Below are 23,585 nucleotides of genomic sequence, written 5' to 3'. Positions count from 1 at the left end.
CTACGCCGGGATAATGCGCACACAAAAACTGGGGCATTATATACTCCCGTTACTGAAACGGAAACGACACCGCTTGCCGAGACCCCCTCGCGCAACGCCCAACCGGATAAACCATGCAAGTCAAAAACCCCATCCTCGGTCTCTGCCAACAGGCCAAATTCGCCCTCAGCGCTGCCAAGGTCGACCAGTGCCCGGACGACCAGGGCTATGAAGTGGCCTTCGCTGGCCGCTCCAACGCCGGCAAGTCCAGCGCGCTGAACACCTTGACCCACGCCAGCCTGGCCCGCACCTCGAAAACCCCAGGGCGTACCCAGCTGCTGAATTTCTTCAGTCTGGACGATGAACGGCGTTTGGTCGACTTGCCAGGCTACGGTTATGCAAAAGTACCGATTCCACTCAAGCAACACTGGCAAAAACACCTTGAGGCCTACCTGGGCAGCCGTGAGTGTCTGAAGGGTTTGATCTTGATGATGGACGTGCGCCATCCGATGACCGACTTCGACAAAATGATGCTCGACTGGTCGCAGGCTGCGGGCATGCCGATGCACATCTTGCTGACAAAAGCCGACAAATTGACCTTTGGTGCGGCGAAAAACACCCTACTCAAGGTGCAGTCGGAAATCCGCAAAGGCTGGGGCGATGCGGTCACTATCCAGTTGTTCTCGGCGCCCAAGCGCCAGGGCCTGGAAGAAGCCTACGGCGTATTGGCGAACTGGATGGAACTGGCTGACAAGCCCGCAGAATAAGGGCTGCCCGGCAAACGCCGGGCAAAAAAAACCCCGGACTTCGTATGGGGAGGGGGAAGTTCGGGGTTCAAGTTCCGGACCGCTAGGGCGGGGTCCAGATATCTGCCAACACTTAACACAACATAGGAGCATCGAAGGGCTTCACCAGCCATTCAGTTACTCTGAGTCGTGGTTCACCGGTTTAGTTCCGAAGCGTTTGCAACTATTTGCGATAGCGCCGCATTTTTTTACTACCAATGCCTTTTGCGGCAAAAAAGCCGCGACGATATGCCGCAGCTTTTCCGCGCATTTAGCCGCATTTTTAGTGCGCTTCGTCCCAGTTTGCCCCTGTTCCTACCTCAACCAGCAGCGGGACATCGAGTGTTGCCGCGTTGCTCATATGCGGACGAATTTGTTCGCGAACCTGCTCAACCAGGTCTTCGCGTACCTCCAGCACCAGTTCGTCGTGTACCTGCAGGATCACCCGGGCATCGATCCCCGAGTCAGTCAGCCAGTTATCCACAGCGACCATTGCCCGTTTGATGATATCGGCTGCAGTACCCTGCATCGGCGCGTTGATCGCCGTACGTTCGGCGCCTTTACGCAAGGCGGGGTTTTTCGCGTTGATCTCCGGCAGGTACAGGCGGCGACCGAACAGGGTCTCGACAAAACCTTGCTCGGCGGCCTGCGCACGGGTGCGCTCCATGTACGCCAGAACGCCGGGATAGCGGGCGAAATAACGATCGATGTAGGCCTGTGACTGCTTACGATCAACGCCAATCTGCTTGGCCAGACCAAACGCACTCATGCCATAGATCAAGCCGAAGTTGATCGCCTTGGCACTGCGCCGCTGGTCCGTGGTGACCTCGGCCAGATCGACGCCAAATACCTCGGCAGCGGTAGCCCGGTGCACGTCCAGGTCATTGCGGAAGGCATGCAGCAAGCCCTCGTCTTTAGCCAAGTGCGCCATGATTCGCAGCTCGATCTGCGAGTAGTCCGCTGCCAGCAGTTTGTAACCTGGTGCGGCGATGAACGCCTGACGGATGCGGCGCCCTTCGGCGGTGCGGATCGGAATGTTCTGCAAGTTCGGATCGCTGGACGACAAGCGGCCAGTAGCCGCCACCGCCTGCTGGTAGGAGGTATGGATCCGCCCGGTGCGCGGGTTGATCTGCTCCGGCAAACGGTCGGTGTAGGTGCTTTTGAGCTTGCTCAGCGAGCGGTACTGCATGAGCACCTTGGGCAGCGGGAAGTCCATCTCGGCCAGTTCGGCGAGCACCGCTTCGGCGGTCGACGCCTGGCCCTTGGCGGTTTTGTTGAGCACCGGCATACCCAGCTTGTCGTACAGGATCACCCCCAACTGCTTGGGTGAGCCGAGATTGAACTCCTCACCGGCAATTTCGAACGCTTCGCGCTCCAGCTGCACCAGCTTCTCGCCCAGCTCGACACTCTGGATACCCAGCAGGTTGGCGTCGACCAGCGCGCCTTGGCGCTCGATTTTCGCCAGTACCGGCACCAGCGGCATTTCGATATCGGTGAGCACCGGCAACACGCTTGGTGTCTTCGCCAGCTTCTGCTGCAACGCCTGGTGCAGGCGCAGGGTGACATCGGCGTCTTCAGCGGCGTACGGCCCGGCCTGCTCCAGATTGATCTGGTCGAAGGTCAGCTGCTTGGCGCCTTTGCCGGCGATGTCGGTAAAACCGATGGTGGTGTGATTCAGGTACTTGAGCGCCAGGCTGTCCATGTCGTGGCGGGTGGCCGTTGAGTCGAGCACATAAGACTCAAGCATGGTGTCGTAGGCCACGCCCTGCATCTGGATGCCCTGAGTGATATCACCACCGATGGCGCAATTGGCCAGGATGTTCATGTCGTACTTGGCGTTCTGTCCGACCTTGAGCTTTTTCGGGTCTTCCAGCAGTGGCTTGAGCGCCAGCAACACGCGATCGCGGTCCAGTTGCTCAGGGGCGCCCATGTAGCTGTGGGCCAACGGCACATACGCTGCTTCATGTGCCTGCACCGCAAACGACAGCCCTACCAGCTGCGCCTGCTGCGCATCCAGGCCGGTGGTTTCGGTGTCAAAGGCGAACAGCGGCGCGTTGCGCAGTTTTTCCAACCAGACATCGAAGCGGGCCTGATCGAGGATGGTTTCGTATTTCGCCTCGACTACTTCTTCAGGCGCCTCGGCAACGATCTCCTGGCCGGCGCGCTTGGCGTCGCGTTGCACCTCGTCGATCCAGCTCTTGAATTCCATCTCGGTGTACAGCTCGAGCAGCGCCTCGCGGTCTGGCTCGCAGCACACCAGGGCATCCACTTCAACGTCCAGCGGCACATCAACTTTGATGGTCGCCAGTTCATAGGACAGGAACGCCGCGTCACGGTGTTCTTCCAGCTTGGCGGGCAGGGTTTTCGCACCGCGAATGGCTAGGCCTGGGACCTTGTCGAGGTTTTCGTAGAGGTCGCGCAGGCCGCCACCGATACCGGTGAGCAAACCCACTGCAGTTTTCTCGCCGACGCCCGGCACGCCGGGAATGTTGTCGACTTTGTCGCCCATCAAGGCGAGAAAATCGATGATGTGCTCAGGACCGACACCGAATTTCTCGTGTACGCCAGGCACATCGAGAACGCTACCGGTCATGGTGTTGACCAGCGTAATGTGGCCGTCCACCAGCTGCGCCATGTCCTTGTCACCGGTGGAGATAATCACCGGACGACCCGCTGCGGCGCTGCTGCGTGCCAAGGTACCGATCACATCGTCGGCTTCCACGCCTTCGACGCACAACAACGGGTAGCCCAAGGCACGGACACTGGCATGCAGCGGTTCGATCTGCACGCGCAGATCATCCGGCATGCTCGGTCGGTTGGCTTTGTACTCGGCGTACATTTCGTCGCGGAACGTGCCGCCTTTGGCGTCGAACACCACTGCAAACAAGCTGTCAGGGTACTGCCTGCGCAGGCTCTTGAGCATGTTCAGCACGCCTTTGACCGCACCGGTCGGCATGCCTTTGGACGTGGTCAGCGGCGGCAGCGCGTGAAAGGCGCGGTAGAGGTATGAGGAACCGTCCACCAGGACGAGGGGGGCTTGGCTCATGAGCAGAATCAACCTTTTCGACGGGCCCGGCGCTAGAATGTCCGGAACATTGACGACAAAGGGACAAGGTTATCATGCGTACACTAAATCGCCTGTTGCTGCTCAGCCTGTTTGCAGTCGCGCCGGTTGTCGCCCTGGCTGCGGATGACGCGCCATCGGCTGACCCGGAAGTAACCATTCGCACGGAAGGCGACAAAACCATTCAGGAATACCGTCAGAATGGTTTCCTGTATGCAATCAAGGTCACCCCGAAAGGCGGCAAACCTTATTTCCTGGTACGTGCTGACGGCACGGACGCGAACTTCGTTCGCTCCGACCAACCCGACATGCTGATCCCCTCGTGGAAAATCTTCGAGTGGAAGTAAGCCGTACCCTTTACATCAACCTGGCACTTCCCTGCAGAAGTGCCCGTATGGGCAATTTTTGATCATGTCAGTCTTCACCCCCCTGACCCGGCCTGAGCTGGAAACCTTTCTGGCGCCGTACGGCCTGGGCCGCCTGCGGGACTTCCAGGGCATTGCCGCTGGCACCGAGAACAGTAACTTCTTTGTCAGTCTGGAACAGGGCGAGTACGTGCTGACGCTGGTCGAGCGCGGGCCGATCCAGGACCTGCCGTTCTTCATCGAGCTGCTGGATGTGCTGCACGATGCCGATCTGCCCGTGCCGTACGCATTGCGTGGCAACGACGGTGTGGCCCTGCGGGAGCTGGCTGGCAAGCCGGCGTTGCTGCAGCCGCGGCTGCCCGGTAAGCACGTGAAGAACGTCAACAACCAGCACTGCGTACAGATCGGCGAACTGCTCGGCCACCTGCACCTGGCGACCCGTGACAAGGTGCTGGAGCGCAAGACTGACCGTGGCCTGGACTGGATGCTGGAAACCGGTGCCGAGTTGATGCCACGCCTGAGCGCGGAGCAGCGCCAGTTGCTGCAAGGTTGCCTGGACGAGATCGCTGAACATAAAGCGCAGATCATGGCCCTGCCGCGCGCCAACCTGCACGCCGACCTGTTCCGTGACAACGTGCTGTTCGAAGGCACCCACCTGACCGGCCTGATCGACTTCTACAACGCCTGCTCAGGGCCAATGCTCTACGACCTGGCGATTACCCTCAACGACTGGTGCTGTGATGACGCCGGGCAGATCGATGGCCCGCGGGCACGGGCATTCCTGGGTGCTTACGCCGCGCTGCGGCCGTTCACCTCGGCAGAGGCGCATCTGTGGCCGGTGATGCTGCGCATCGCCTGTGTGCGCTTCTGGCTGTCGCGCCTGATCGCCGCCGAGTCGTTTGCCGGGATGGACGTGTTGATTCACGATCCGGCGGATTTTGAGGTGCGCCTGGTTGCGCGTCAGCAGGTAGAAATTGCTTTGCCGTTTGCTTTGTGAGTGATCGCGGGGCAAGCCCGCTCCTACCTGTAGGAGCGGGCTTGCCCCGCGATAAAGTCCCTAAAGCTTCTCCAGACACCCCGCCAAATCATTTCCCAGCTTCTCCAGCAGTTGCTCATACCCCTGAGCACCGGCCGGCGTAGTCCCGCCCAACGCATCCAGCTCCGCCAAGGTAACCGGCAACCCTGCCGTCAGGGTCTCGGCCAGGCGCGGACGCAATGGCGGCTCACTGAACACACAAGTCTTGCCGACATCCTGCAGGCGCTTGCGCATCGCTGCTACATGCTGGGCGCCCGGCTGCACTTCGGCAGCCACACTGAACACGCCAGTGTGCTTAAGGCCATACGCCGACTCGAAATAGTCGAACGCCTCATGGAACACAAAGAACGGCTTGCCGCTAATCCCAGCCAGACGTTTCTTCAAGCGTGCATCCAGCGCATCCAAACGCTCGCCAAAGGCCTTGAGGTTGCTCTGGTAGCGTGCGGCATTGGCAGGGTCGGCAGCGCTGAGGTCAGCCGCCATTTTCGCCGCGATCACCCGGGCATTGGCCGACGATAGCCACAAATGCGCATCGAGGCTGCCGGGACGATGGTCGTGATCATGTTCGTCGGCATCATCGTCATGGTCATGGGAATGGCTGTCCTCACCGAAGTGACGCAGGTGCAGGCCAGGCAAGTCCTGAATGGCCACTGTGGGCTTGCTACGGCCCTTGAGCACTCGCGGCAGGAAACCTTCCATATCGGGTCCGATCCAGTACAGCAGCTCGACATCACCGACGCGGCGCACATCGGAAGGACGCAGGGCGTAGTGGTGCGGCGAAGCACCCGGTGGCAGCAACACTTCGGGGCTACCCACACCGTCCTGCACTGCAGCAGCGATCAGTTGCAGGGGCTTGATGCTGGTCAGGACACGCACCTCGGCCTGTGCCTGGGCCATCACCATGGTGGCGATAAAAGCGACAAAAAGGGCAAAAAATCGGGACACGATGACCACTCACAGGGGCAGGAACAGGTAACATAATAACGTCTCTAATCGGAACCGTCGCCGCTCATGCCTAAAACCCCGCTGGCCAACCGTCCCCACGATCACTCCCATTGCGTACACAGCGCCCTGGCCGAGGCCGACGTGCTGTGTGCACGCAAGGGCCTGCGCCTGACCGCCTTGCGCCGACGCGTGCTGGAGCTGGTCTGGCAGAGCCATAAGCCTCTGGGTGCCTATGACATCCTGGCCGTTTTGAGCGAGCAGGATGGTCGTCGGGCCGCGCCTCCAACCGTGTATCGGGCCCTGGACTTCCTGCTGGAGAATGGTCTGGTGCACCGCATTGCGTCGCTCAACGCGTTCATCGGCTGCAGTCACCCTGAGCATACCCACCAAGGCCAGTTCCTGATCTGCCGGGCGTGCCACGTGGCGATCGAGCTGGAACAAACCAGCATCAGCAATGCCATTGTCGCCAGTGCCAATGACGTCGGCTTCAGCGTCGAAGCGCAAACCGTCGAAGTGGTCGGCTTGTGCGGCAACTGCCGGAGCGCCTGATGAGCAATACGCTGATTCGCCTCGAACAAGTAGGCGTAACGTTCTCTGGGCAAGCGGTGCTCGACAGCATCGACCTGGCCGTCGAGCCTGGGCAAATCGTCACCCTGATCGGCCCCAACGGCGCTGGCAAAACCACCCTGGTGCGTGCCGTGCTTGGCTTGCTCAAACCGCATACCGGCAAGGTGTGGCGCAAGCCGCGCCTGCGAGTGGGCTACATGCCGCAAAAGCTGCAGGTAGACGCCACCTTGCCGCTCTCGGTACTGCGTTTTCTGCGCCTGGTGCCGGGCGTTGACCGTGCGGCGGCCCTGAGTGCGCTGAACGAAGTCGGTGCAGAGCAAGTGATCGATAGCCCGATCCAGACGATTTCCGGCGGCGAAATGCAGCGCGTGCTGCTGGCGCGGGCACTGTTGCGCGAGCCTGAGCTGCTGGTACTGGATGAGCCGGTGCAAGGCGTCGATGTGGCTGGCCAGGCCGAGCTGTACAGCCTGATCACCCGACTGCGCGACCGCCACGGTTGCGGCGTACTGATGGTCTCTCACGACCTGCACCTGGTCATGAGCACCACCGATCAGGTGGTCTGCCTGAATCGTCATGTCTGCTGTTCCGGCCATCCGGAGCAGGTCAGCGGCGATCCGGCCTTCGTCGAACTGTTCGGCAGCAATGCGCCAAGCCTGGCGATCTATCACCATCATCACGACCACGCCCATGACCTGCATGGTTCGGTGGTTGCACCCGCCCAAGGCGGGCATGTACACGGAGAACACTGCAAGCATGGCTGATTTTCTGCTTTACGCCCTGCTCGCAGGCCTGGCCCTGGCGGTGGTTGCCGGCCCTCTGGGGTCATTCGTGGTGTGGCGGCGCATGGCCTACTTCGGTGACACCCTGTCTCACGCGGCGCTGTTGGGAGTAGCCCTAGGCTTTGTGCTGGACATCAGCCCGGCGCTGGCGGTCACTGTCGGCTGTCTGTTGCTGGCGATGCTCCTGGTGACCCTGCAACAGCGCCAACCGCTGGCCTCCGACACGCTGTTGGGGATTCTTGCGCCGAGTACCCTGTCACTCGGCTTGGTGGTGCTGAGCTTCATGCACGATGTGCGCATCGACCTGATGGCCTATCTGTTCGGCGACCTACTGGCTATCAGCCCGGGCGACCTCGCCTGGATTCTCGGCGGCAGCGCCGTGGTATTGCTGTTGCTGGTCATGCTCTGGCGCCCGTTGTTGGCAGTGACGGTACATGAAGAGCTGGCGATGGTCGAAGGCCTGCCGGTAGCAGCGCTGCGCATGGCCTTGATGCTGTTGATTGCCGTGGTGATTGCCGTGGCGATGAAAATCGTCGGTGTGTTGCTGATCACCTCGCTGCTGATCATCCCGGCGGCTGCGGCGCAACGTCACGCGCGTTCGCCTGAGCAAATGGCGCTGGGTGCCAGTCTGCTGGGGGTTACGGCGGTGTGCGCAGGCCTGGCACTGTCCTGGTTCAAAGACACCCCGGCCGGTCCCTCGATCGTGGTCTGCGCCGCAGTGCTATTCTTGCTGAGCCTGGCCTTGCCGCGGCGCTGACTCACAGGGTGCAGCCCCGAGGTTGCACCCTGCGACATTTAAATCACGCCGGGCCCTGAAGATTTATTTTCGAGTCTGCGGACTGGGTGTAGACTTGCTCGCTTTTTGCGCAAACTTAGAGAGACGCAGGAATGAAGCCGTTCGCCTCCCGTTATCTGCTCCTTGCCGCGTTTTCGCTGTTCCTGGCTGCGTGCTCCAGCACCCCGACCGATAACGCCGGTACGCCTGCACAGGCCGATGCCTGGCAGCAACTGGAGCAAAGCATCGCCAGCAGCGAGCTGGCCACCGCCGAAGACCAGCTGACCGCACTGCAAGCCCAGGCGCCCAACGACCCTCGCGTCGAGCAGTACCAACGACAGTTGGCCGAAGCCTACTTGCAACGCAGCCAGATCGTGCTGCAAAAGGGTGACGTCAATGCGGCGGCTACGGCCCTGAGCCGCGCCCGCGCGCTGATGCCCAAGGCACCGGCACTGACTGGCGGGGTCAACGGCGCCATCGCCCAGGCACGCAAAGCCGAACTGGAAAAGGCCGAGGCCGCCCTCAAGGCAGCCGAAGCGCGCCCTGCGGCCAAGCTCATCGACCCGACCGCGCCGAGCACCGTCGTGGCGTTGAAAACCACGAATATTCGGGAAATGCGCCGGCAACTGGATGACATTGCCACCGACGTAGTGAATTACCAGTGCGACGTGGTGTTCCAGGTGCCGCGCAAAGATGACGCCCCGTGGCTGAAAACCCTGCTGGGCAAACGCGTGCAGAAGCTCGACAGCGAATTCGCCCTGCAGCAGTCCCACGAGATCCACCGTAATCAGCCCGCCCAGGCGGTTCTGATTCCCCGCCGTCCTTGACTGAGCGGGTGCTCGAACGAGCACCCGCCTGCTGCGCCTACGCGGGAATCGCCTGGGCCGCAGCCTCCCGCGCCCACACCCGATGCTTGCCGATGGCCGTGATAAAGGCCTGGTAGGTTTTCCCGTCGTCGCCCACCAGCAAGCCTTCATCGACCTTCAGGCCCGTGCTGTCGAGCAACGGCTGTGCCTCGCTGGCCAGCCCCATGGGCTTGAGGTGCTTGTAGGCTTCCAGCAAAAAATGCAGGGCTGCGCCACTTGCCAGCAAGGCTTGGGTAGACGCTTTGCCAGCAGCGACCCACACGGCATCGAACATCACCGACGGCATGCCATCCAGCGAAGCATCCACCGCCAGCGACTTGCCTTGAGCCGTCTTCACCGGTGCCGAGGTCGGCCCCAACAGGTTGATCTGCGCGCTTTCTGCCTCCAGCGCCTTGACCAGCGCATCGACACGTTCTCCATCCACACCATTGGCCACCAGCACCGCCACTTTGTGGCCGCGGATGCCTTCGCCCAACAGGTTCATCTGGCTAAGGGCGGGTGAATGCTTGAGGCCAAGTTCAGGCACCTCGGCCGTGCCTTTTTTCGGCGCTGGCAAACCAAGGTTCGCCGCCACCTGCGCGGCCAGCTTGAGGTCGATGTTGGCGAGGATCTCGTTGACTACGCGCGTGCGGATCTCAGCCCGCTCAACCTTGCCCAGCTCGAAGCTGTAGGCGCTGATGATGTGCGCTTGCTCGGTCGGGCTCATGCTGTGGAAGAACAACCGCGCCTGGGAGAAATGATCAGCAAACGACGGGCTGCGCTGGCGCACTTTGTGCGCTTCGATCCGCTCCGGATACGACTCGAAGCCACCCTCGCTGGCGGCTGGCGGCGTTTCCTGCGGCCAGCCGCCGTCGATGGAGTTTGGCTCATACGAGGCCCGGCCTTTATCCAGCGTGACGCGATGCTGGGCATCGCGTTGGCCGTTATGGTTGGACGCCAACGGCCGGTTGATCGGGATTTCGTGGAAGTTCGGCCCACCCAGACGGCTGATCTGGGTATCGGTGTAGGAAAACAATCGCCCCTGCAGCAGCGGATCATTGGAAAAATCGATACCCGGGACGATGTGCCCCGGGCAGAACGCGACCTGTTCGGTTTCGGCGAAAAAGTTGTCCGGGTTGCGGTTGAGCACCATCTTGCCCAGCGGTGTCACCGGCACCAGTTCCTCGGGGATGAGCTTGGTCGGGTCGAGCAGGTCGAAATCGAAGTTATGTTCATCCTCTTCAGCAACGATCTGCACACCGAACTCCCACTCGGGATAATTCCCGGTTTCAATCGCCTCCCAGAGGTCACGGCGATGGAAGTCGGTGTCTTTGCCTGCCAGCTTCTGCGCTTCGTCCCACAGCAGCGAACACACACCCGCTTTAGGCTTCCAGTGGAATTTCACCAGGCTCGATTTGCCTTCGGCGTTGATCAATCTGAAGGTATGCACGCCAAAGCCTTGCATGCTGCGCAAACTCTTCGGAATCGCCCGGTCAGACATCGCCCAGATCACCATGTGCGCCGACTCCGGCACCAGTGAAACAAAGTCCCAGAAGGTGTCGTGCGCGGAGCCGCCGGTGGGCATCTCGTTGTGCGGTTCGGGTTTGACGGCATGGACGAAGTCAGGAAACTTGATGGCGTCCTGGATGAAGAACACCGGCATGTTGTTGCCAACCAGATCGAAATTGCCCTCGTCGGTGAAAAATTTCACCGCAAAGCCCCGCACGTCGCGCACCGTGTCACCCGAACCACGCGGCCCTTGTACGGTGGAGAAGCGTACGAAGACCGGGGTGATTTTCTCCGGGTCCTGGAGAAATCCGGCTTTGCTCAGCGCGGCATGGCATTCGTATGCCTGGAAGTAGCCATGGGCACCGCAGCCACGGGCATGGACAATACGCTCAGGGATGCGCTCGTGGTCAAAGTGCGTGATTTTTTCACGCATGATGAAGTCTTCCAGCAATGACGGCCCGCGTGCACCTGCGCGCAAGGTGTTCTGATTGTCAGCTATCTTCACCCCTTGGTTGGTACGCAAGGCCTGGCCGGTGGCATCACTGCGGAAGGTTTCCAGGCTTTGCAGCTTGGCGTTGGTATTGGCCCGGTCCGGTGTCTGGGTGCCGGCCAGTTGACTTTCCTTGGGCGGATTCTTCTTGCTGGGCATTGGAACGCTCTCCTCGATCAGTCTTGGTTCGGCCCCACGGCGGGCCCTTTCAGTAGTGACTGGCCGGGCTCGGCGAGCGTTCATTCGGATTGACCACTGATCGCGTTATTCCCGTAGCATTGGTCAATTGCGAAATAAATGCTAAGAACCTCTATACGAACAGGCTAAAATGCGCGCCCCGGCTAACCGCTGACCCAAATTCCATGCGCCCCACAAGGTTCGCTACGTGATCGAGTTTCAAAATGTGCATAAAACCTACCGCGTTGCCGGTAGGGACATCCCCGCGCTGCACCCGACCAGCCTGAGCGTTGAAAACGGCCAGGTGTTCGGACTGATCGGCCATTCCGGCGCCGGCAAAAGTACCCTGCTGCGCCTGATCAACCGTCTGGAAGCGCCAAGCGGCGGCAAGATCATCGTTGACGGTGAAGATGTCACCGCGTTCAACGCCAACGACCTGCGGCGCTTCCGCCAGCAAGTCGGGATGATCTTCCAGCACTTCAACCTGCTGGCATCCAAGACCGTAGCCGACAACGTCGCGCTGCCACTGACCCTGGCCGGCGAGCTGTCGCGCAAGGACATCGACGCCCGTGTCAGCGAGCTGCTGGCCCGTGTCGGGCTGTCAGAGCACGCGAAGAAGTATCCGGCACAGCTGTCCGGCGGCCAGAAGCAGCGCGTCGGGATTGCCCGCGCCCTGGCCACCAAGCCGAAAATTCTGCTCTGCGATGAAGCCACCAGTGCGCTCGACCCGCAAACCACAGCCTCGGTGCTGCAACTGCTGGCCGAGATCAACCGCGAACTGAAGCTGACCATCGTGCTGATCACCCATGAAATGGACGTGATCCGCCGGGTCTGTGACCGGGTTGCGGTGATGGACGCCGGGCAGATCGTCGAGCACGGGCCGGTGGCCGATGTGTTCCTGCATCCGCAGCACCCGACCACCAAGCGCTTCGTCCAGGAAGACGAGCAGATCGACGAAGACGAGCAGCGCGACGACTTCGCCCATGTGCCGGGCCGCATCGTGCGCCTGACCTTCCAGGGCGATTCCACCTACGCGCCGCTGCTGGGCACAGTAGCCCGCGAAACAGGCGTGGACTACAGCATCCTTGCCGGTCGCATCGACCGCATCAAAGACACCCCGTATGGGCAGCTGACCCTGGCCGTCACTGGCGGCGACATGGAGGCGGCCTTTGCCCGCTTCACGGCGGCTGATGTTCATATGGAGGTACTGCGTTAATGGACGCTTTGAGTTTCTTTGCCAACGTCGACTGGGCCGAAATCTGGCTCGCCACCATCGACACCATGGTCATGCTGTTCGGCTCGCTGCTGTTCACCGTGCTGCTGGGCCTGCCCTTGGGCGTGCTGCTGTTCCTCTGCGGCCCGCGGCAGATGTTCGAGCAGAAAGGCGTGTATGCGCTGCTGTCGTTCGTGGTTAACGTGCTGCGTTCGCTGCCGTTCATCATCTTGCTGATTGTGATGATTCCGTTCACGGTGCTGATCACCGGCACTTCGCTGGGCGTCGCCGGGGCCATTCCACCACTGGTGGTGGGGGCAACGCCGTTCTTCGCACGCCTGGTGGAAACTGCGCTGCGCGAGGTCGATCGCGGCATTATCGAAGCCACCCAGTCGATGGGCGCCACGACCCGGCAGATCATCATGAACGCCTTGCTGCCTGAGGCCCGTCCGGGCATCTTCGCGGCCATCACCGTGACCGCCATTACCCTGGTGTCGTACACCGCGATGGCTGGTGTGGTGGGTGCTGGCGGCCTCGGTGACCTGGCGATCCGCTTCGGTTACCAGCGTTTCCAGACCGATGTGATGGTCGTCACCGTGGTCCTGCTGCTGATACTGGTTCAAGTGCTGCAGAGTGTGGGCGACAAACTGGTTGTGCATTTTTCCCGTAAGTAACCCCATGGGTCGGCGCTGCCGACGCACCGGGGGCCGGCTCGGCCCTCACAAGGAGTGATTTGATGAAAAAGCTGCTTGCTGTTGTTGCCGCCGTTGCGGCCTTCTCCGCCCAGGCCGAGACCCTGACCGTCGCCGCCACCCCGGTGCCGCACGCCGAAATCCTCGAGTTCGTCAAACCGGCGCTGGCCAAAGAAGGTGTGGACCTGAAAGTGAAGGTCTTCACCGACTACATCCAGCCGAACGTTCAGGTGGCCGAAAAGCGCCTGGACGCCAACTTCTTCCAGCACCAGCCGTACCTGGATGAATTCAACAAGGCCAAGGGCACCAAACTGGTCAGCGTTGCCGGTGTGCACCTGGAGCCACTGGGCGCTTATTCCAGCAAGTACAAGAAGCTCGACGAGCTGCCATCGACTGCCACCGTGGTTATCCCTAACGACGCCACTAACGGCGGCCGTGCCTTGCTGCTGCTGGACAAGGCCGGTGTGATCAAGCTCAAGGACAACACCAACATCCTCTCGACCGTCAAAGACATTGCCGAGAACAGCAAGAACCTGAAGTTCCGTGAACTGGAAGCGGCCACCATTCCGCGTGTGCTGACCCAGGTCGACCTGGCGCTGATCAACACCAACTACGCGCTGGAAGCCAAGCTGAACCCGGAAAGCGATGCCCTGGTTATCGAGGGTGCTGACTCGCCTTACGTGAATATCCTGGTGACCCGTGAAGACAACAAAGACGCCGACGCGGTGAAGAAGCTGGTTGCAGCCCTGCACACCCCGGAAGTGAAGAAGTTCATCGAAGAGAAGTACAAGGGCGCGGTTAAGCCAGCGTTCTGATTCGGTAATCTATCGCGGGGCAAGCCCGCTCCTACAGGAGATCGCCTGTGGGAGCGGGCTTGCCCCGCGATGCATTTCAGTCCCGCTTAACCAACCCCGGCAACTGCGCCACCAGCTTTTGGTTGTTGAACGGCGCACGAATAAAACCACGCTGCTTGCCATCCGGCCCCAGCAGCGCCAGGTTGCCGCTGTGATCCACCGTGTAATTCGGCTTGCTGGTATCGGCTGGAATGAACGGAATGCTCACCGCATTGGCCAGCTTCTGCAGGTTATCCAGTGAGCCGGTCACGCCGCGGAAGTCTTTGTCGAAGTACCCCAGATACTGTTTCAGCTGCGCCGGCGTGTCGCGGTTCGGGTCAACGCTGACCAACACCACCTGCAGCCGCTCCACAGCTTCTTTAGGCAGCTCGCTTTTCACCTGACGCAGTTGCGCCAGGGTGGTCGGACAGATGTCCGGGCAGAAGGTGTAGCCGAAGAACAGCAGCGACCACTTACCTTTGAGCTCATCCATTTGCAGCGTCTGGCCGTTCTCGTCGGTCATCTCCAGCGCCGGCACGGTACGGCTTTGCGGCAACAGAATAATGCCGGCATCGATCAGCTCGGTCGGGTTGCCTTCGCTGCGGCCATTGAGCACCTTGTTGACAGCCAGCCCAAGAAACACGGCGACCAGGGCAACGAGGATAAAGACGGTTTTCTGGGTTCGAGTCATAAGTTCAACAGTAAGTAGTGGTCTACAAGCAGCGCGATGAACAGCAGCAACAGGTACCAGACAGAGTACTTGAAGGTCTTGATCGCCGCGTGCGGCCGACTGCCACGGTACAACACCCAGGCCCATTGCAGGAAGCGCGCGCCCAGCAGCACGGCGCTCAGCAGGTACAGCGGCCCACTCATGTGAATGACATACGGCAGCAGGCTGACCGCCAGCAATACCAAGGTGTAAAGCAGGATGTGCACCTTGGTGTACTGCTCGCCATGGGTCACCGGCAACATCGGAATATCCGCCTTGGCGTACTCTTGCTTGCGGTGAATGGCCAAGGCCCAGAAGTGCGGCGGGGTCCAGGCAAAAATGATCAGCACCAGCAGCAGCGGTTCAGCGCTGATGTGGCCGCTCACCGCGACCCAGCCCAACAGCGGCGGCGCTGCACCTGCCAACCCGCCGATCACGATGTTCTGCGGTGTCGCGCGTTTGAGAAAGCCGGTGTAAATCACCGCGTACCCCAGCAGCGAGGCCAGGGTCAGCCAGGCGGTGAGGGCGTTGGTGAACACCAGCAGCAAGGCCATGCCCAACAGCGACAGTAACAGGGCAAAGGTCACCGCAGCGGACGGTGCTACCCGCCCTTCAACCACCGGGCGTTTGTGGGTGCGGGCCATCAGCGCATCGATGCGTCGGTCGAGTACATGGTTAATCGCCGCGGCGCCACCGGCACAGCAGGCGATTCCGAGGTTGCCAAATAACAGCACCGTCCACGGCACGCCTGCGCGCGTGGCGAGAAACATCCCCACCAGCGACGTGATCAGCATCAGCACAACGACCTTCGGCTTGGTCAATTCCAGGTAGTCGCGCCAACCCGCCTGGAGTTTGCGTTCGCTCAGAAGCGTCGCCATGAGTTGTCTCCCAGATAATGTACGACACCGCCACTGCTCAACGGTGTCAGGCGCCAGCCCTGGCTGACCCGGCGAGCCTTGGCCACCAGGCGAATGCGGTAATTGACCAGCACCATGCACAGCAACAGCATGGCCCCGCCAGCGTTGTGGGCTACAGCCACTGGCAGTGGCAGGTGGAACAGAACGTTGCTGATGCCCAGGCCGACCTGCACCGCCAACGCCAGCAGCACCAGGCGTGCGAGCCTGGCAAGTCCGTGGCGGTAGAGCTTCCAGCTCAGCAGTAACAGCACGCCGGTGACCAGCAACGCGCCCAGTCGGTGACTGAGATGGATAGCGGTGCGGGCATCACTGTCCAACTGCCCGCCGAGGTAGTTGGGGCCGATGTGCTGGGTGAGATGAAAGCCATTGGCGAAGTCCGCCTGCGGCCACCACTGGCCATGACAGGTGGGCAAATCAACACAGGCCACCGCCGCGTAGTTGGCACTGACCCAGCCGCCCAGGGCGATTTGGCCGATTACCACCAGCAACGCCAGGGCCGCTACCCGCCGCACACTCAACGGCAGCTTGGGCAACGGCGCGAACGCGCGCGACAAGCGCAGGCTCAGCAAGAACAACAGGCTCAAAGTAGCGAAACCGCCGAGCAGGTGCGCGGTCACCACCTGCGGCCACAGCTTGAGGGTCACCGTCCACATGCCAAAGGCAGCTTGGGCGAACACCACGCCGAGCAGCAGCAACGGCAAACGATAAGGCTGACCATCACGCCCATGACGCCGCCAGGCTTGCACTGCGAGCAGGGTGATCACCAAGGCCAGGGTGCCGGCAAAGTAGCGATGGACCATCTCGTTGCGGCCTTTATGGTGCTCCACCGGCGTATCCGGAAAATGTCGCTCGGCGTGCGCCAACTGCGCTTCGGTTTTCGGCACGCTGATGAAACCGTAACAGCCTGGCCAGTCCGGACAGCCAAGGCCGGCGTGGGTGAGACGGGTATAGGCACCGAGCAAGACAACAACCAGTGCCAGCAGGGTGGCGAACACAGCGAGGCGGAATCCGGGTCTGGCCATGAGGGTGTCCTAGCCGATGTTGGACAGCTTCAGCAGGTGGCGCAGGTCATTGAGCAAATCCTTGCCCTTGACCCTGGCGTCGTAGCGCAGCACCAGGTTGCCGTGTGGGTCGACGATCCACAGCTGGGCATCCTGCTTGCCCTGGCTGACCGTCTCGTACTTGCTCAGGTCCAGTGGGTAGCGTTGCAGCTGTGGGTATTCACGTTCCAGTCGAGCCTGGAAGTCCGCACTCAGTGGCTGGGTCACGGCCAGCGCATGACTGGCACGGCTGGCATCACGCCCCAGGCCGATCTGGATCTGCCGGGCCAGGTACACCAACTGCTGGCAGTCCAGCCCGCATTCTTTGGGGGCACTGACCAGCAACTGCCAGCGCTGCACATCAGCGTTGACGCCAAGGTCGGCACGGCTTTGCCCGTTGCCGATCATTTCGCCGTGATAGCTGCGGCTGTCGGGCACCCAGAACTGCAGTTTGTACATGGCCGTGGCCAGCAGCATCGGGCCGATGACCACCAGCAGGATCAAGATCAGTTGCAGGCGTCCACGGGCGCGACTAGACGGCGTCTTGCCTTCAGACATGTTGAGTGGACTCGTGACGGCTCCCATGCTGTTTCTCCTTGTTGTTATGCCAGCCGAAGTAGAGGTAGAGCAGAACCAACGCCAAGGCCAGGGCAAACCACTGCACGGCATAGCCCAGGTGTTTTTCCGGGCCCATGGCAACCACCGGCCAGTCCAGGCGGTAGCTGGCCGGGCCTGCTTGCAGACGTAATTCGTAAGGGAAGCCTTCGCGAGCCAGCTGTGGCCAGAGGTGACGGGCATCAATCGCCGTCAGCAGCCGCGGCCAACTGCCGCCTTGCGGGTCGGCATGCAGCTGAAAGGCCGCGCCGGGGGCGACATACACCCAGGCATCCAGGCTCAGCGGCTGCTCCGGGGTAGTGAACTGCACGGGGGTGCGCCGGTCTGGCCAAGGCAACCAGCCACGATTGATCAGCAGCCAGAGGCCGCTGTTCTGGTCGAGAAACGGTTGCAGCAGTTCGACGCCGACCCGACCATCACGCAGGCGATTGTCGAGCAACAGGCTGTGCGCGGCATCGAAATGACCGTACAGGTGCACCCGCTGATACGCCGGATCCGGCAGCTGCGGCAGTTGCCCGGCGGCGATGGCTTCACCGGCCTGGCGCTCAGCGTAGCGGGCAAGCAGCTCGCGCTTTTCCTGGGCACGCGTGAGCTGCCAGCAGCCCAGGGCAATCAGCCCGGGCAACAGCAGCAGTACCACCAGGGTCGGCACCCAGCCTGGGCGAAATGGCTTCACCCGATCACCCCATGGTCAGTCGCTATACTTAAAGTCATCGATGCATCCCCCCGGAGTTTCGCCATGCTCAAAGCCGCGATTGTCCTGATGCTGCTGGCCACCATCGCTAGCCTGTTCAGTGGCCTGATCTTTCTGGTCAAGGACGACGGACACTCCACGCGTCTGCTCAAAGCCCTGACCGTTCGGGTCACACTCGCTGCGCTAACCCTGGCGCTAATCACCTGGGGCTTCTACAGCGGCCAACTGGTCTCCCATGCGCCGTTCTGAGCCGGCTCACAGCACGTAAACGAAGATAAACAGCCCCACCCACACCACATCGACGAAGTGCCAGTACCAACTGGCGGCCTCGAAGCCGAAGTGTTTATCGGCGTTGAAATGCCCGCGCATGATCCGCACCAGCATCACAATCAGAATGATTGTGCCCATGGTCACGTGGGCGCCATGAAACCCGGTGAGCATGAAGAAGGTGGCGCCATAGATGCCCGAGCCGAGGGTCAGGCCCAGTTGGGTATAGGCCTCGTGATACTCGTAGGCTTGCAGGATCAGAAAGGCGATGCCCAGCGCAATGGTCAGCCCCAGCCAGAACTTCAGGGCACCGCGGTGATCCTTGCGCAAGGCATGGTGCGCGATGGTCACGGTGACACTGGAACTCACCAGCAAAATGGTGTTGATCAACGGCAAGTGCCAGGGGTCGATAATGTCTCTGGGGGGCGGAAACAACTTGGGATCAGGTGTGTTCAGCAGGGGCCAGGAAAATTCGAAATTCGGCCACAGCATGTGCGCTACGCCTTTGGCGCCTTCCCCTCCGAGCCAGGGCCCAGCCAGGTTACGCACATAAAACAGGGCGCCGAAGAAGGCGATGAAGAACATCACCTCGGAAAAAATGAACCAGGACATGCCCCAACGGAATGAGCGATCCAGTTGTGGGCTGTAGAGCCCGGCCCGGCTTTCCTTGACCACCGCCCCGAACCAGCCGAAGAACATGTAGACCAGGCACAGCGCACCGAAGAAAAAGATCCATGGCCCATGAGATTCCGGGCGCCCGGCCTTGAGGTCGTTGAACCAGGTGCCCAGGCCGAACACCGTGATGAACATGCCGACCGTGGCAATGATCGGCCACTTGCTTTGCGCCGGTACGTAGTAGTGCTCATGCGAAGCCATGGAGTGTTCTCCTTATCGGGCGCCCTGTGTGGCCGGGCCCGCCAGGTGTGCAACCGGCGGGTGGCGAGCGGTGATATCGAACAGCGTGTAAGCCAGCGTCAGGTGTTTCACATCCTTGGGCAGGTCACGGTCAACGATGAAACGCACTGGCATTTCGATGCGCTCACCCGGCTGCAGCACCTGCTGGGTAAAGCAAAAGCATTCGGTCTTGTGGAAGTACGCCGCCGCTTCGGCCGGGGTAATGCTGGGAATGGCCTGGGCACTCATCGGCTTGTCGGTCGGGTTGCGGGCAATGAACACCATCTGATTGACCGCACCGGGATTGACGTCGATCTGATCGGCAGTGGAATAGAACTCCCAGACCATGTCACTGGCATTGGTCGACATGAACTGCACTTTCACACTGCGGTTCGGGTCGCTGACCTGGGTACCGGCATACTGCCCGCCGGTCTTGCCGTTGATACCGAAGGCTTTGCACATCACGTCGTAAATCGGCACCAGGGCAAAGCCGAAGGCGAACATCACCACGGTCAGCAGCATCAGCCTCACTACCAGGCGTTTGAGCGAGGTCCCTTCACTCATGGCTCATCCTCCGGCGTTGCGGGTTCATTTCACTTCCGGTGGTGTCTGGAAGGTGTGATAGGGCGCTGGCGACGGCACGGACCACTCCAGCCCTTCAGCGCCATCCCAGGGTTTGGCCGGAGCCGGGGCTCCACCACGAATGCACTTGATGACAATGAACAGGAAGAAGATCTGCGTAGCACCGAAGGTAAACGCCCCGATCGAGGAGACCATGTTGAAGTCGGCAAACTGCAGGTTGTAGTCGGGAATCCGCCGCGGCATGCCAGCAAGGCCCACGAAATGCATCGGGAAGAAGGCCATGTTCATACCAACGAACGACAGCCAGAAATGCAGCTTGCCGAGGGTTTCGTCATACATGTGCCCGGTCCATTTCGGCAGCCAGTAATAGGCCGATGCAAAGATCCCGAAGATCGCCCCCGGCACCAGCACGTAATGGAAGTGGGCCACCACGAAATAGGTATCGTGGTACTGGAAGTCGGCCGGGGCGATGGCCAGCATCAGCCCGGAAAAGCCGCCGATGGTAAATAGAATGACGAAGGCGATGGCGAACAGCATCGGCGTTTCGAAGGTCAGCGAACCCTCCCACATGGTGCTGACCCAGTTGAACACCTTCACCCCGGTCGGCACGGCGATCAGCATGGTGGCGTACATGAAGAACAGCTCGCCGACCACTGGAATGCCAACCACGAACATGTGGTGTGCCCAGACAATAAAGGACAGAAAGGCAATCGCCCCGGTGGCGTAAACCATCGAGGTGTAGCCGAACAGCGGCTTGCGCGAGAACGCCGGAATGATCGAGCTGACCGCGCCGAACGCCGGCAGGATCATGATGTACACCTCAGGATGCCCGAAGAACCAGAACACATGCTGGAACAGCACCGGGTCACCGCCACCGGCAGCGCTGAAAAAGCTGGTGCCGAAGTGAATGTCCATCAGCATCATGGTGACCACACCTGCCAGTACCGGCATCACCGCGATCAGCAGGAAGGCGGTGATCAGCCAGGTCCAGACAAACAACGGCATCTTCATCAGGGTCATGCCCGGCGCACGCAGGTTAAGAATGGTAGCGATCACGTTGATCGCGCCCATGATCGAGCTGATACCCATGAGGTGGATGGCGAAAATGAAGAACGTCACGCTTTCCGGGGCGTAGGTGGTCGAGAGCGGGGCATAGAAGGTCCAGCCGAAGTTCGGCCCGCCGCCGGGCATGAACAGGGTTGAAACCAGCAACAGGAATGCCGCTGGCAACAGCCAGAAACTGAAGTTGTTCATCCGTGGCAGGGCCATGTCTGGCGCGCCGATCATCAGCGGGATCATCCAGTTGGCCAGGCCAACGAAGGCCGGCATCACCGCACCGAAGACCATCACCAGGCCATGCATGGTGGTCATCTGGTTGAAGAACTCCGGCTGGACAATCTGCAACCCGGGCTGGAACAGCTCGGCGCGGATCACCATGGCAAAAGAGCCACCGAGCAGGAAGGCGATAAAGCTGAACCACAGGTACATGGTGCCGATGTCTTTGTGGTTGGTGGTCAGCACCCAGCGCATCAGGCCCTTGGCCGGTCCGTGGGCGTGCTCATGACCGTGGCTGTGGTCGTCGATCACTGCGCTCATGTCCTGTCTCCTGCAGTCCGGTGACTGGTGCGGGAATTGCGGTCAGGCCGGCTCATTTGCTTTCTGCCTGCTTCATCGCCAGCACATCTTTTGGCGTGACCATGTCGCCCTTGTTGTTGCCCCAGGCGTTGCGCTCGTAGGTCACTACCGCAGCGATATCGACTTCCGACAGTTGCTTGCCGAACGCCGCCATGGCCGTGCCAGGCTTGCCGTGGAAGACAATGCTCAGGTGATCTTCCTTGGGACCGGTGGCAATTTTCGAACCTTTGAGTGCCGGGAACATCGGCGGCAGGCCCTGACCCTCAGCCTGGTGACAGGCCACGCAGGTGGTGTGGTAAACCTTGTCGCCACGCTCCACCAGCTCTTGCAGCGTCCATTCCTTGCTGGTCAGCTCTTTGAGCTTGGCCGCTTCGGCTTTGCGCTCGGCCAGCCAGGTTTCGTAGTCGGCCTTCGATTTGACCTCGACCACCACAGGCATGAAGCCGTGATCTTTGCCGCACAGCTCAGTGCACTGACCGCGGTAGATGCCCGGCTTCTCGACCCGGGTCCAGGCTTCGTTGACGAAGCCGGGGATGGCATCGCGCTTGACCGCAAAGGCCGGCACCCACCAGGAGTGAATGACGTCGGCGGCGGTCACCAGAAAGCGCACTTTAGCCCCGACCGGCAGCACCAATGGCTGGTCGACTTCGAGCAGGTAATGCTCGTCTTTCGGGGCTTTGTTGTGGATCTGATCGGCGGGCGTGGCCAGGTTGCTGAAGAACTCAACGTCCTGGCCCAGGTATTTGTAGTGCCACTTCCACTGGTAACCGGTGACCTGGATATCGACGTCCGACTCACTGGCATCGTAGATGTCGATCAGGGTTTTGGTTGCGGGAATGGCCATCGCCACCAGGATCAGGAACGGCACCACCGTCCACATGATCTCGACCCAGGTGTGCTCGTGGAAATGCGCAGGCTGCTGCCCGGTGGAACGACGGTGGATGATCATCGACCAGAACATTGCGCCAAAGACCACCAGGCCAATGATCACGCAGATCCAGAAGATGGTCATGTGCAGGTCGAACACTGCGTTGCTGACTTCAGTCGCCCCTGGCGCCATGTTCACGGTCCAGGCGGCGTTGGCCTGACCGAATACCGACCACAACAGGAGGCCCATCCAGACGTGTGGATGTCGCATCATTGCGGGTTCCCCTTATCGTTCTTGTTATCCCGGAGGCGTGGACCTACGGCTAAGGGTACGGCGGCCAAGACTGCGAACTTCGACGACCGAGCCCCTGCGAACTGCAGTCGGGCCTCATCAGCGAATCACCTTCAAACCGGAGTATAGACAGCGACCTCGACCACGCAACGCGATAAAAAATTCAACCGCCTGACAGTTGAACGTTTGCGCGCAAAGCCCCGGTTTAACTAGGATAGAAGCACAATGATGGCATTTCGATATAATTAGTAACTATAAACGGATCAGGGTTATGCAAAATGCGTCTTAGCGCTTTTCAGAACCAAGCTACCTTATGTCTTCCGTTTGTCACGTCTTTACCCTGGAGTTGTCATGAACATCGCCGCTTTGCGCGCGCAGATTAGCCGTGCCCATCAACATGAGACCGAAACCGGCCAACTGAAAGAACAACTCACCAAGCAACTACCGCACCTGCATCCATCGATCCAGTTGCCGGCAATCAACGCCGAAGATGCCTTGGCCCGCTTCGTCGGCGCTTACATTGAACAGGTTCCGGAAATGCTCGAGGCGGCCAATGAAGTGGCCCGCGAAGCTGGCATCGAATCGCAGATCAAGCCGGTGCTGAAAATCGCCGAACAGTATTTCCTGCAACCACCCGCCATCACCAACGCTCATCTGGGCCTGGGTTGCCTGCTGGACGAAGCCTACCTGGCACACCGCCTGGTGGAAGAAGTGAATGACCTGTACATCAAGCACTTCAATCAGCCACTGATCCCGCTGGACACCACCGTGGCCAACTTGATTGCTCACCAACTGATCGGCGAAGAATTTGCCAACCAGCTGGATGAAGTGGTGCACCACTCGGTCGATGAGATGCTCAATGACGAGAGCTTTGCCCTGGAGTCGGTAGAGCAATACCGGGAAAAACTCAGCAGCCCGGACACTGGCGCAGCCTGGAAGCGCTGGCCGTGCCTGTCGCGCCAACTAGGCGTGGGGCTGGATCAGCCGGCCTGACAGTAAACACATCGCGGGCAAGCCCG

General features: G+C 60.7%; 24 protein-coding genes. 12 read left to right on the top strand and 12 right to left on the bottom strand.

Going from position 1 to position 23,585, the window contains the following annotated elements; genetic code table 11:
- Positions 1–113: 113 nt before the first annotated feature.
- Positions 114–746, top strand: a complete 633-nt coding sequence (gene yihA, locus ACP6KB_RS00395; RefSeq protein WP_133213423.1) for a ribosome biogenesis GTP-binding protein YihA/YsxC — start codon at positions 114–116, stop codon at positions 744–746.
- A 301-nt stretch (positions 747–1,047) separates the two neighbouring features.
- On the opposite strand, the gene polA is transcribed toward yihA, so the two are convergent.
- Positions 1,048–3,810 carry a DNA polymerase I gene (polA, locus tag ACP6KB_RS00390; RefSeq protein ID WP_442111211.1) on the bottom strand — a complete coding sequence of 921 codons (2,763 nt, stop codon included), beginning with the start codon at positions 3,808–3,810 and terminating at the stop codon, positions 1,048–1,050.
- 74 nt (positions 3,811–3,884) lie between these two features.
- Between polA and ACP6KB_RS00385 the strand changes: the two genes are divergently transcribed.
- Entirely contained in the window at positions 3,885–4,175 is a 291-nt protein-coding gene (locus ACP6KB_RS00385) for a DUF2782 domain-containing protein (protein WP_442111209.1), read from the top strand.
- A gap of 64 nt (positions 4,176–4,239) precedes the next feature.
- Positions 4,240–5,190 carry a homoserine kinase gene (locus ACP6KB_RS00380; protein WP_442111207.1) on the top strand — a complete coding sequence of 317 codons (951 nt, stop codon included), beginning with the start codon at positions 4,240–4,242 and terminating at the stop codon, positions 5,188–5,190.
- Between the two features lie 60 nt (positions 5,191–5,250).
- Here ACP6KB_RS00380 and znuA read toward each other — a convergent pair whose 3' ends face one another.
- Complete coding sequence (gene znuA / locus ACP6KB_RS00375) at positions 5,251–6,174, bottom strand: zinc ABC transporter substrate-binding protein ZnuA (RefSeq protein WP_442111205.1); 924 nt, start codon at positions 6,172–6,174, stop codon at positions 5,251–5,253.
- A gap of 66 nt (positions 6,175–6,240) precedes the next feature.
- On the opposite strand from znuA, the gene zur reads away from it, so the two are divergent.
- The 4 genes from zur to ACP6KB_RS00355 all read left to right on the top strand — a co-directional run bounded on the left by zur (position 6,241) and on the right by ACP6KB_RS00355 (position 9,122).
- Positions 6,241–6,723: a zinc uptake transcriptional repressor Zur gene (gene zur / locus ACP6KB_RS00370; protein ID WP_442111203.1), complete on the top strand. Its 483-nt coding sequence runs from the start codon at positions 6,241–6,243 to the stop codon at positions 6,721–6,723.
- On the top strand, positions 6,723–7,502 hold the full coding sequence (znuC, locus tag ACP6KB_RS00365; RefSeq protein WP_133213435.1) for a zinc ABC transporter ATP-binding protein ZnuC: 780 nt from the start codon (positions 6,723–6,725) through the stop codon (positions 7,500–7,502). The genes zur and znuC overlap by 1 nt, the downstream gene beginning before the upstream one ends.
- Positions 7,495–8,277, top strand: coding sequence for a zinc ABC transporter permease subunit ZnuB (znuB, locus tag ACP6KB_RS00360; protein WP_442111200.1), 783 nt, complete (start codon positions 7,495–7,497; stop codon positions 8,275–8,277). Before znuC ends, znuB begins: the two co-directional genes overlap by 8 nt.
- A 131-nt stretch (positions 8,278–8,408) precedes the next feature.
- On the top strand, positions 8,409–9,122 hold the full coding sequence (locus ACP6KB_RS00355) for a PA5502 family lipoprotein (RefSeq protein ID WP_442111198.1): 714 nt from the start codon (positions 8,409–8,411) through the stop codon (positions 9,120–9,122).
- 37 nt (positions 9,123–9,159) lie between these two features.
- Here the strand turns inward: ACP6KB_RS00355 and katE are convergent, their stop codons facing one another.
- A complete protein-coding gene (gene katE / locus ACP6KB_RS00350) occupies positions 9,160–11,382 on the bottom strand; it encodes a catalase HPII (protein ID WP_442111196.1) in 2,223 nt (740 codons plus the stop codon).
- A 142-nt stretch (positions 11,383–11,524) separates the two neighbouring features.
- Here katE and ACP6KB_RS00345 point away from each other — a divergent pair, with 142 nt between their 5' ends.
- From ACP6KB_RS00345 to ACP6KB_RS00335, 3 genes are all read left to right on the top strand, one after another.
- Complete coding sequence (locus ACP6KB_RS00345) at positions 11,525–12,532, top strand: methionine ABC transporter ATP-binding protein (RefSeq protein WP_442111194.1); 1,008 nt, start codon at positions 11,525–11,527, stop codon at positions 12,530–12,532.
- Positions 12,532–13,203 carry a methionine ABC transporter permease gene (locus ACP6KB_RS00340; protein WP_442111192.1) on the top strand — a complete coding sequence of 224 codons (672 nt, stop codon included), beginning with the start codon at positions 12,532–12,534 and terminating at the stop codon, positions 13,201–13,203. Before ACP6KB_RS00345 ends, ACP6KB_RS00340 begins: the two co-directional genes overlap by 1 nt.
- Before the next feature lie 62 nt (positions 13,204–13,265).
- The gene (locus ACP6KB_RS00335) at positions 13,266–14,036 is read left to right on the top strand and encodes a MetQ/NlpA family ABC transporter substrate-binding protein (protein ID WP_442111190.1); all 771 of its coding nucleotides are present in this window, start codon (positions 13,266–13,268) and stop codon (positions 14,034–14,036) included.
- 76 nt (positions 14,037–14,112) lie between these two features.
- On the opposite strand, the gene ACP6KB_RS00330 is transcribed toward ACP6KB_RS00335, so the two are convergent.
- The 5 genes from ACP6KB_RS00330 to ACP6KB_RS00310 are packed head-to-tail and all read right to left on the bottom strand — an operon-like array spanning position 14,113 to position 18,011.
- On the bottom strand, positions 14,113–14,745 hold the full coding sequence (locus ACP6KB_RS00330) for an SCO family protein (RefSeq protein ID WP_442111188.1): 633 nt from the start codon (positions 14,743–14,745) through the stop codon (positions 14,113–14,115).
- On the bottom strand, positions 14,742–15,641 hold the full coding sequence (cyoE, locus tag ACP6KB_RS00325) for a heme o synthase (protein WP_442111186.1): 900 nt from the start codon (positions 15,639–15,641) through the stop codon (positions 14,742–14,744). Before cyoE ends, ACP6KB_RS00330 begins: the two co-directional genes overlap by 4 nt.
- Positions 15,626–16,702, bottom strand: a complete 1,077-nt coding sequence (locus tag ACP6KB_RS00320; RefSeq protein WP_442111184.1) for a COX15/CtaA family protein — start codon at positions 16,700–16,702, stop codon at positions 15,626–15,628. The genes cyoE and ACP6KB_RS00320 overlap by 16 nt, the downstream gene beginning before the upstream one ends.
- Positions 16,703–16,711: 9 nt before the next feature.
- Positions 16,712–17,305 carry a hypothetical protein gene (locus ACP6KB_RS00315; RefSeq protein ID WP_442111182.1) on the bottom strand — a complete coding sequence of 198 codons (594 nt, stop codon included), beginning with the start codon at positions 17,303–17,305 and terminating at the stop codon, positions 16,712–16,714.
- Entirely contained in the window at positions 17,271–18,011 is a 741-nt protein-coding gene (locus ACP6KB_RS00310) for an SURF1 family protein (protein WP_442111180.1), read from the bottom strand. The genes ACP6KB_RS00315 and ACP6KB_RS00310 overlap by 35 nt, the downstream gene beginning before the upstream one ends.
- Positions 18,012–18,074: 63 nt before the next feature.
- Between ACP6KB_RS00310 and ACP6KB_RS00305 the strand changes: the two genes are divergently transcribed.
- On the top strand, positions 18,075–18,278 hold the full coding sequence (locus tag ACP6KB_RS00305; RefSeq protein ID WP_442111178.1) for a twin transmembrane helix small protein: 204 nt from the start codon (positions 18,075–18,077) through the stop codon (positions 18,276–18,278).
- A 6-nt stretch (positions 18,279–18,284) separates the two neighbouring features.
- Here the strand turns inward: ACP6KB_RS00305 and ACP6KB_RS00300 are convergent, their stop codons facing one another.
- From ACP6KB_RS00300 to coxB, 4 genes are read right to left on the bottom strand one after another with little or no spacing between them, the layout of a single operon-like run.
- Positions 18,285–19,172 carry a cytochrome c oxidase subunit 3 gene (locus ACP6KB_RS00300; RefSeq protein ID WP_442111176.1) on the bottom strand — a complete coding sequence of 296 codons (888 nt, stop codon included), beginning with the start codon at positions 19,170–19,172 and terminating at the stop codon, positions 18,285–18,287.
- 12 nt (positions 19,173–19,184) lie between these two features.
- On the bottom strand, positions 19,185–19,754 hold the full coding sequence (locus ACP6KB_RS00295) for a cytochrome c oxidase assembly protein (protein ID WP_133213462.1): 570 nt from the start codon (positions 19,752–19,754) through the stop codon (positions 19,185–19,187).
- Positions 19,755–19,778: 24 nt separating this feature from the next.
- A complete protein-coding gene (gene ctaD / locus ACP6KB_RS00290; protein ID WP_400174007.1) occupies positions 19,779–21,368 on the bottom strand; it encodes a cytochrome c oxidase subunit I in 1,590 nt (529 codons plus the stop codon).
- Positions 21,369–21,420: 52 nt separating this feature from the next.
- Complete coding sequence (gene coxB / locus ACP6KB_RS00285; RefSeq protein WP_442111174.1) at positions 21,421–22,548, bottom strand: cytochrome c oxidase subunit II; 1,128 nt, start codon at positions 22,546–22,548, stop codon at positions 21,421–21,423.
- Positions 22,549–22,917: 369 nt separating this feature from the next.
- Between coxB and ACP6KB_RS00280 the strand changes: the two genes are divergently transcribed.
- Positions 22,918–23,559, top strand: a complete 642-nt coding sequence (locus ACP6KB_RS00280) for a hypothetical protein (protein ID WP_442111172.1) — start codon at positions 22,918–22,920, stop codon at positions 23,557–23,559.
- The last annotated feature ends 26 nt before the right edge of the window (positions 23,560–23,585 follow it).

It is taken from the genome of Pseudomonas sp. NUPR-001 (genome assembly GCF_052147955.1).
Lineage (GTDB): Bacteria > Pseudomonadota > Gammaproteobacteria > Pseudomonadales > Pseudomonadaceae > Aquipseudomonas.
The sequence above is the reverse complement of the archived record's forward strand: the minus strand, read 5'-3'. Positions and strand labels throughout refer to the sequence as shown.

Excerpts from the sequence above, each read along its gene's own strand:
- yihA (WP_133213423.1), top strand. The coding sequence starts at position 114 with ATGCAAGTCAAAAACCCCATCCTCGGTCTCTGCCAACAGGCCAAATTC.
- polA (WP_442111211.1), bottom strand. The coding sequence starts at position 3,810 with ATGAGCCAAGCCCCCCTCGTCCTGGTGGACGGTTCCTCATACCTCTAC.
- ACP6KB_RS00385 (WP_442111209.1), top strand. The coding sequence starts at position 3,885 with ATGCGTACACTAAATCGCCTGTTGCTGCTCAGCCTGTTTGCAGTCGCG.
- ACP6KB_RS00380 (WP_442111207.1), top strand. The coding sequence starts at position 4,240 with ATGTCAGTCTTCACCCCCCTGACCCGGCCTGAGCTGGAAACCTTTCTG.
- zur (WP_442111203.1), top strand. The coding sequence starts at position 6,241 with ATGCCTAAAACCCCGCTGGCCAACCGTCCCCACGATCACTCCCATTGC.
- znuC (WP_133213435.1), top strand. The coding sequence starts at position 6,723 with ATGAGCAATACGCTGATTCGCCTCGAACAAGTAGGCGTAACGTTCTCT.
- znuB (WP_442111200.1), top strand. The coding sequence starts at position 7,495 with ATGGCTGATTTTCTGCTTTACGCCCTGCTCGCAGGCCTGGCCCTGGCG.
- ACP6KB_RS00355 (WP_442111198.1), top strand. The coding sequence starts at position 8,409 with ATGAAGCCGTTCGCCTCCCGTTATCTGCTCCTTGCCGCGTTTTCGCTG.
- katE (WP_442111196.1), bottom strand. The coding sequence starts at position 11,382 with ATGAACGCTCGCCGAGCCCGGCCAGTCACTACTGAAAGGGCCCGCCGT.
- ACP6KB_RS00340 (WP_442111192.1), top strand. The coding sequence starts at position 12,532 with ATGGACGCTTTGAGTTTCTTTGCCAACGTCGACTGGGCCGAAATCTGG.
- ACP6KB_RS00335 (WP_442111190.1), top strand. The coding sequence starts at position 13,266 with ATGAAAAAGCTGCTTGCTGTTGTTGCCGCCGTTGCGGCCTTCTCCGCC.
- ACP6KB_RS00330 (WP_442111188.1), bottom strand. The coding sequence starts at position 14,745 with ATGACTCGAACCCAGAAAACCGTCTTTATCCTCGTTGCCCTGGTCGCC.
- cyoE (WP_442111186.1), bottom strand. The coding sequence starts at position 15,641 with ATGGCGACGCTTCTGAGCGAACGCAAACTCCAGGCGGGTTGGCGCGAC.
- ACP6KB_RS00320 (WP_442111184.1), bottom strand. The coding sequence starts at position 16,702 with ATGGCCAGACCCGGATTCCGCCTCGCTGTGTTCGCCACCCTGCTGGCA.
- ACP6KB_RS00315 (WP_442111182.1), bottom strand. The coding sequence starts at position 17,305 with ATGGGAGCCGTCACGAGTCCACTCAACATGTCTGAAGGCAAGACGCCG.
- ACP6KB_RS00305 (WP_442111178.1), top strand. The coding sequence starts at position 18,075 with ATGCTCAAAGCCGCGATTGTCCTGATGCTGCTGGCCACCATCGCTAGC.
- ACP6KB_RS00300 (WP_442111176.1), bottom strand. The coding sequence starts at position 19,172 with ATGGCTTCGCATGAGCACTACTACGTACCGGCGCAAAGCAAGTGGCCG.
- ACP6KB_RS00295 (WP_133213462.1), bottom strand. The coding sequence starts at position 19,754 with ATGAGTGAAGGGACCTCGCTCAAACGCCTGGTAGTGAGGCTGATGCTG.
- ctaD (WP_400174007.1), bottom strand. The coding sequence starts at position 21,368 with ATGAGCGCAGTGATCGACGACCACAGCCACGGTCATGAGCACGCCCAC.
- coxB (WP_442111174.1), bottom strand. The coding sequence starts at position 22,548 with ATGATGCGACATCCACACGTCTGGATGGGCCTCCTGTTGTGGTCGGTA.
- ACP6KB_RS00280 (WP_442111172.1), top strand. The coding sequence starts at position 22,918 with ATGAACATCGCCGCTTTGCGCGCGCAGATTAGCCGTGCCCATCAACAT.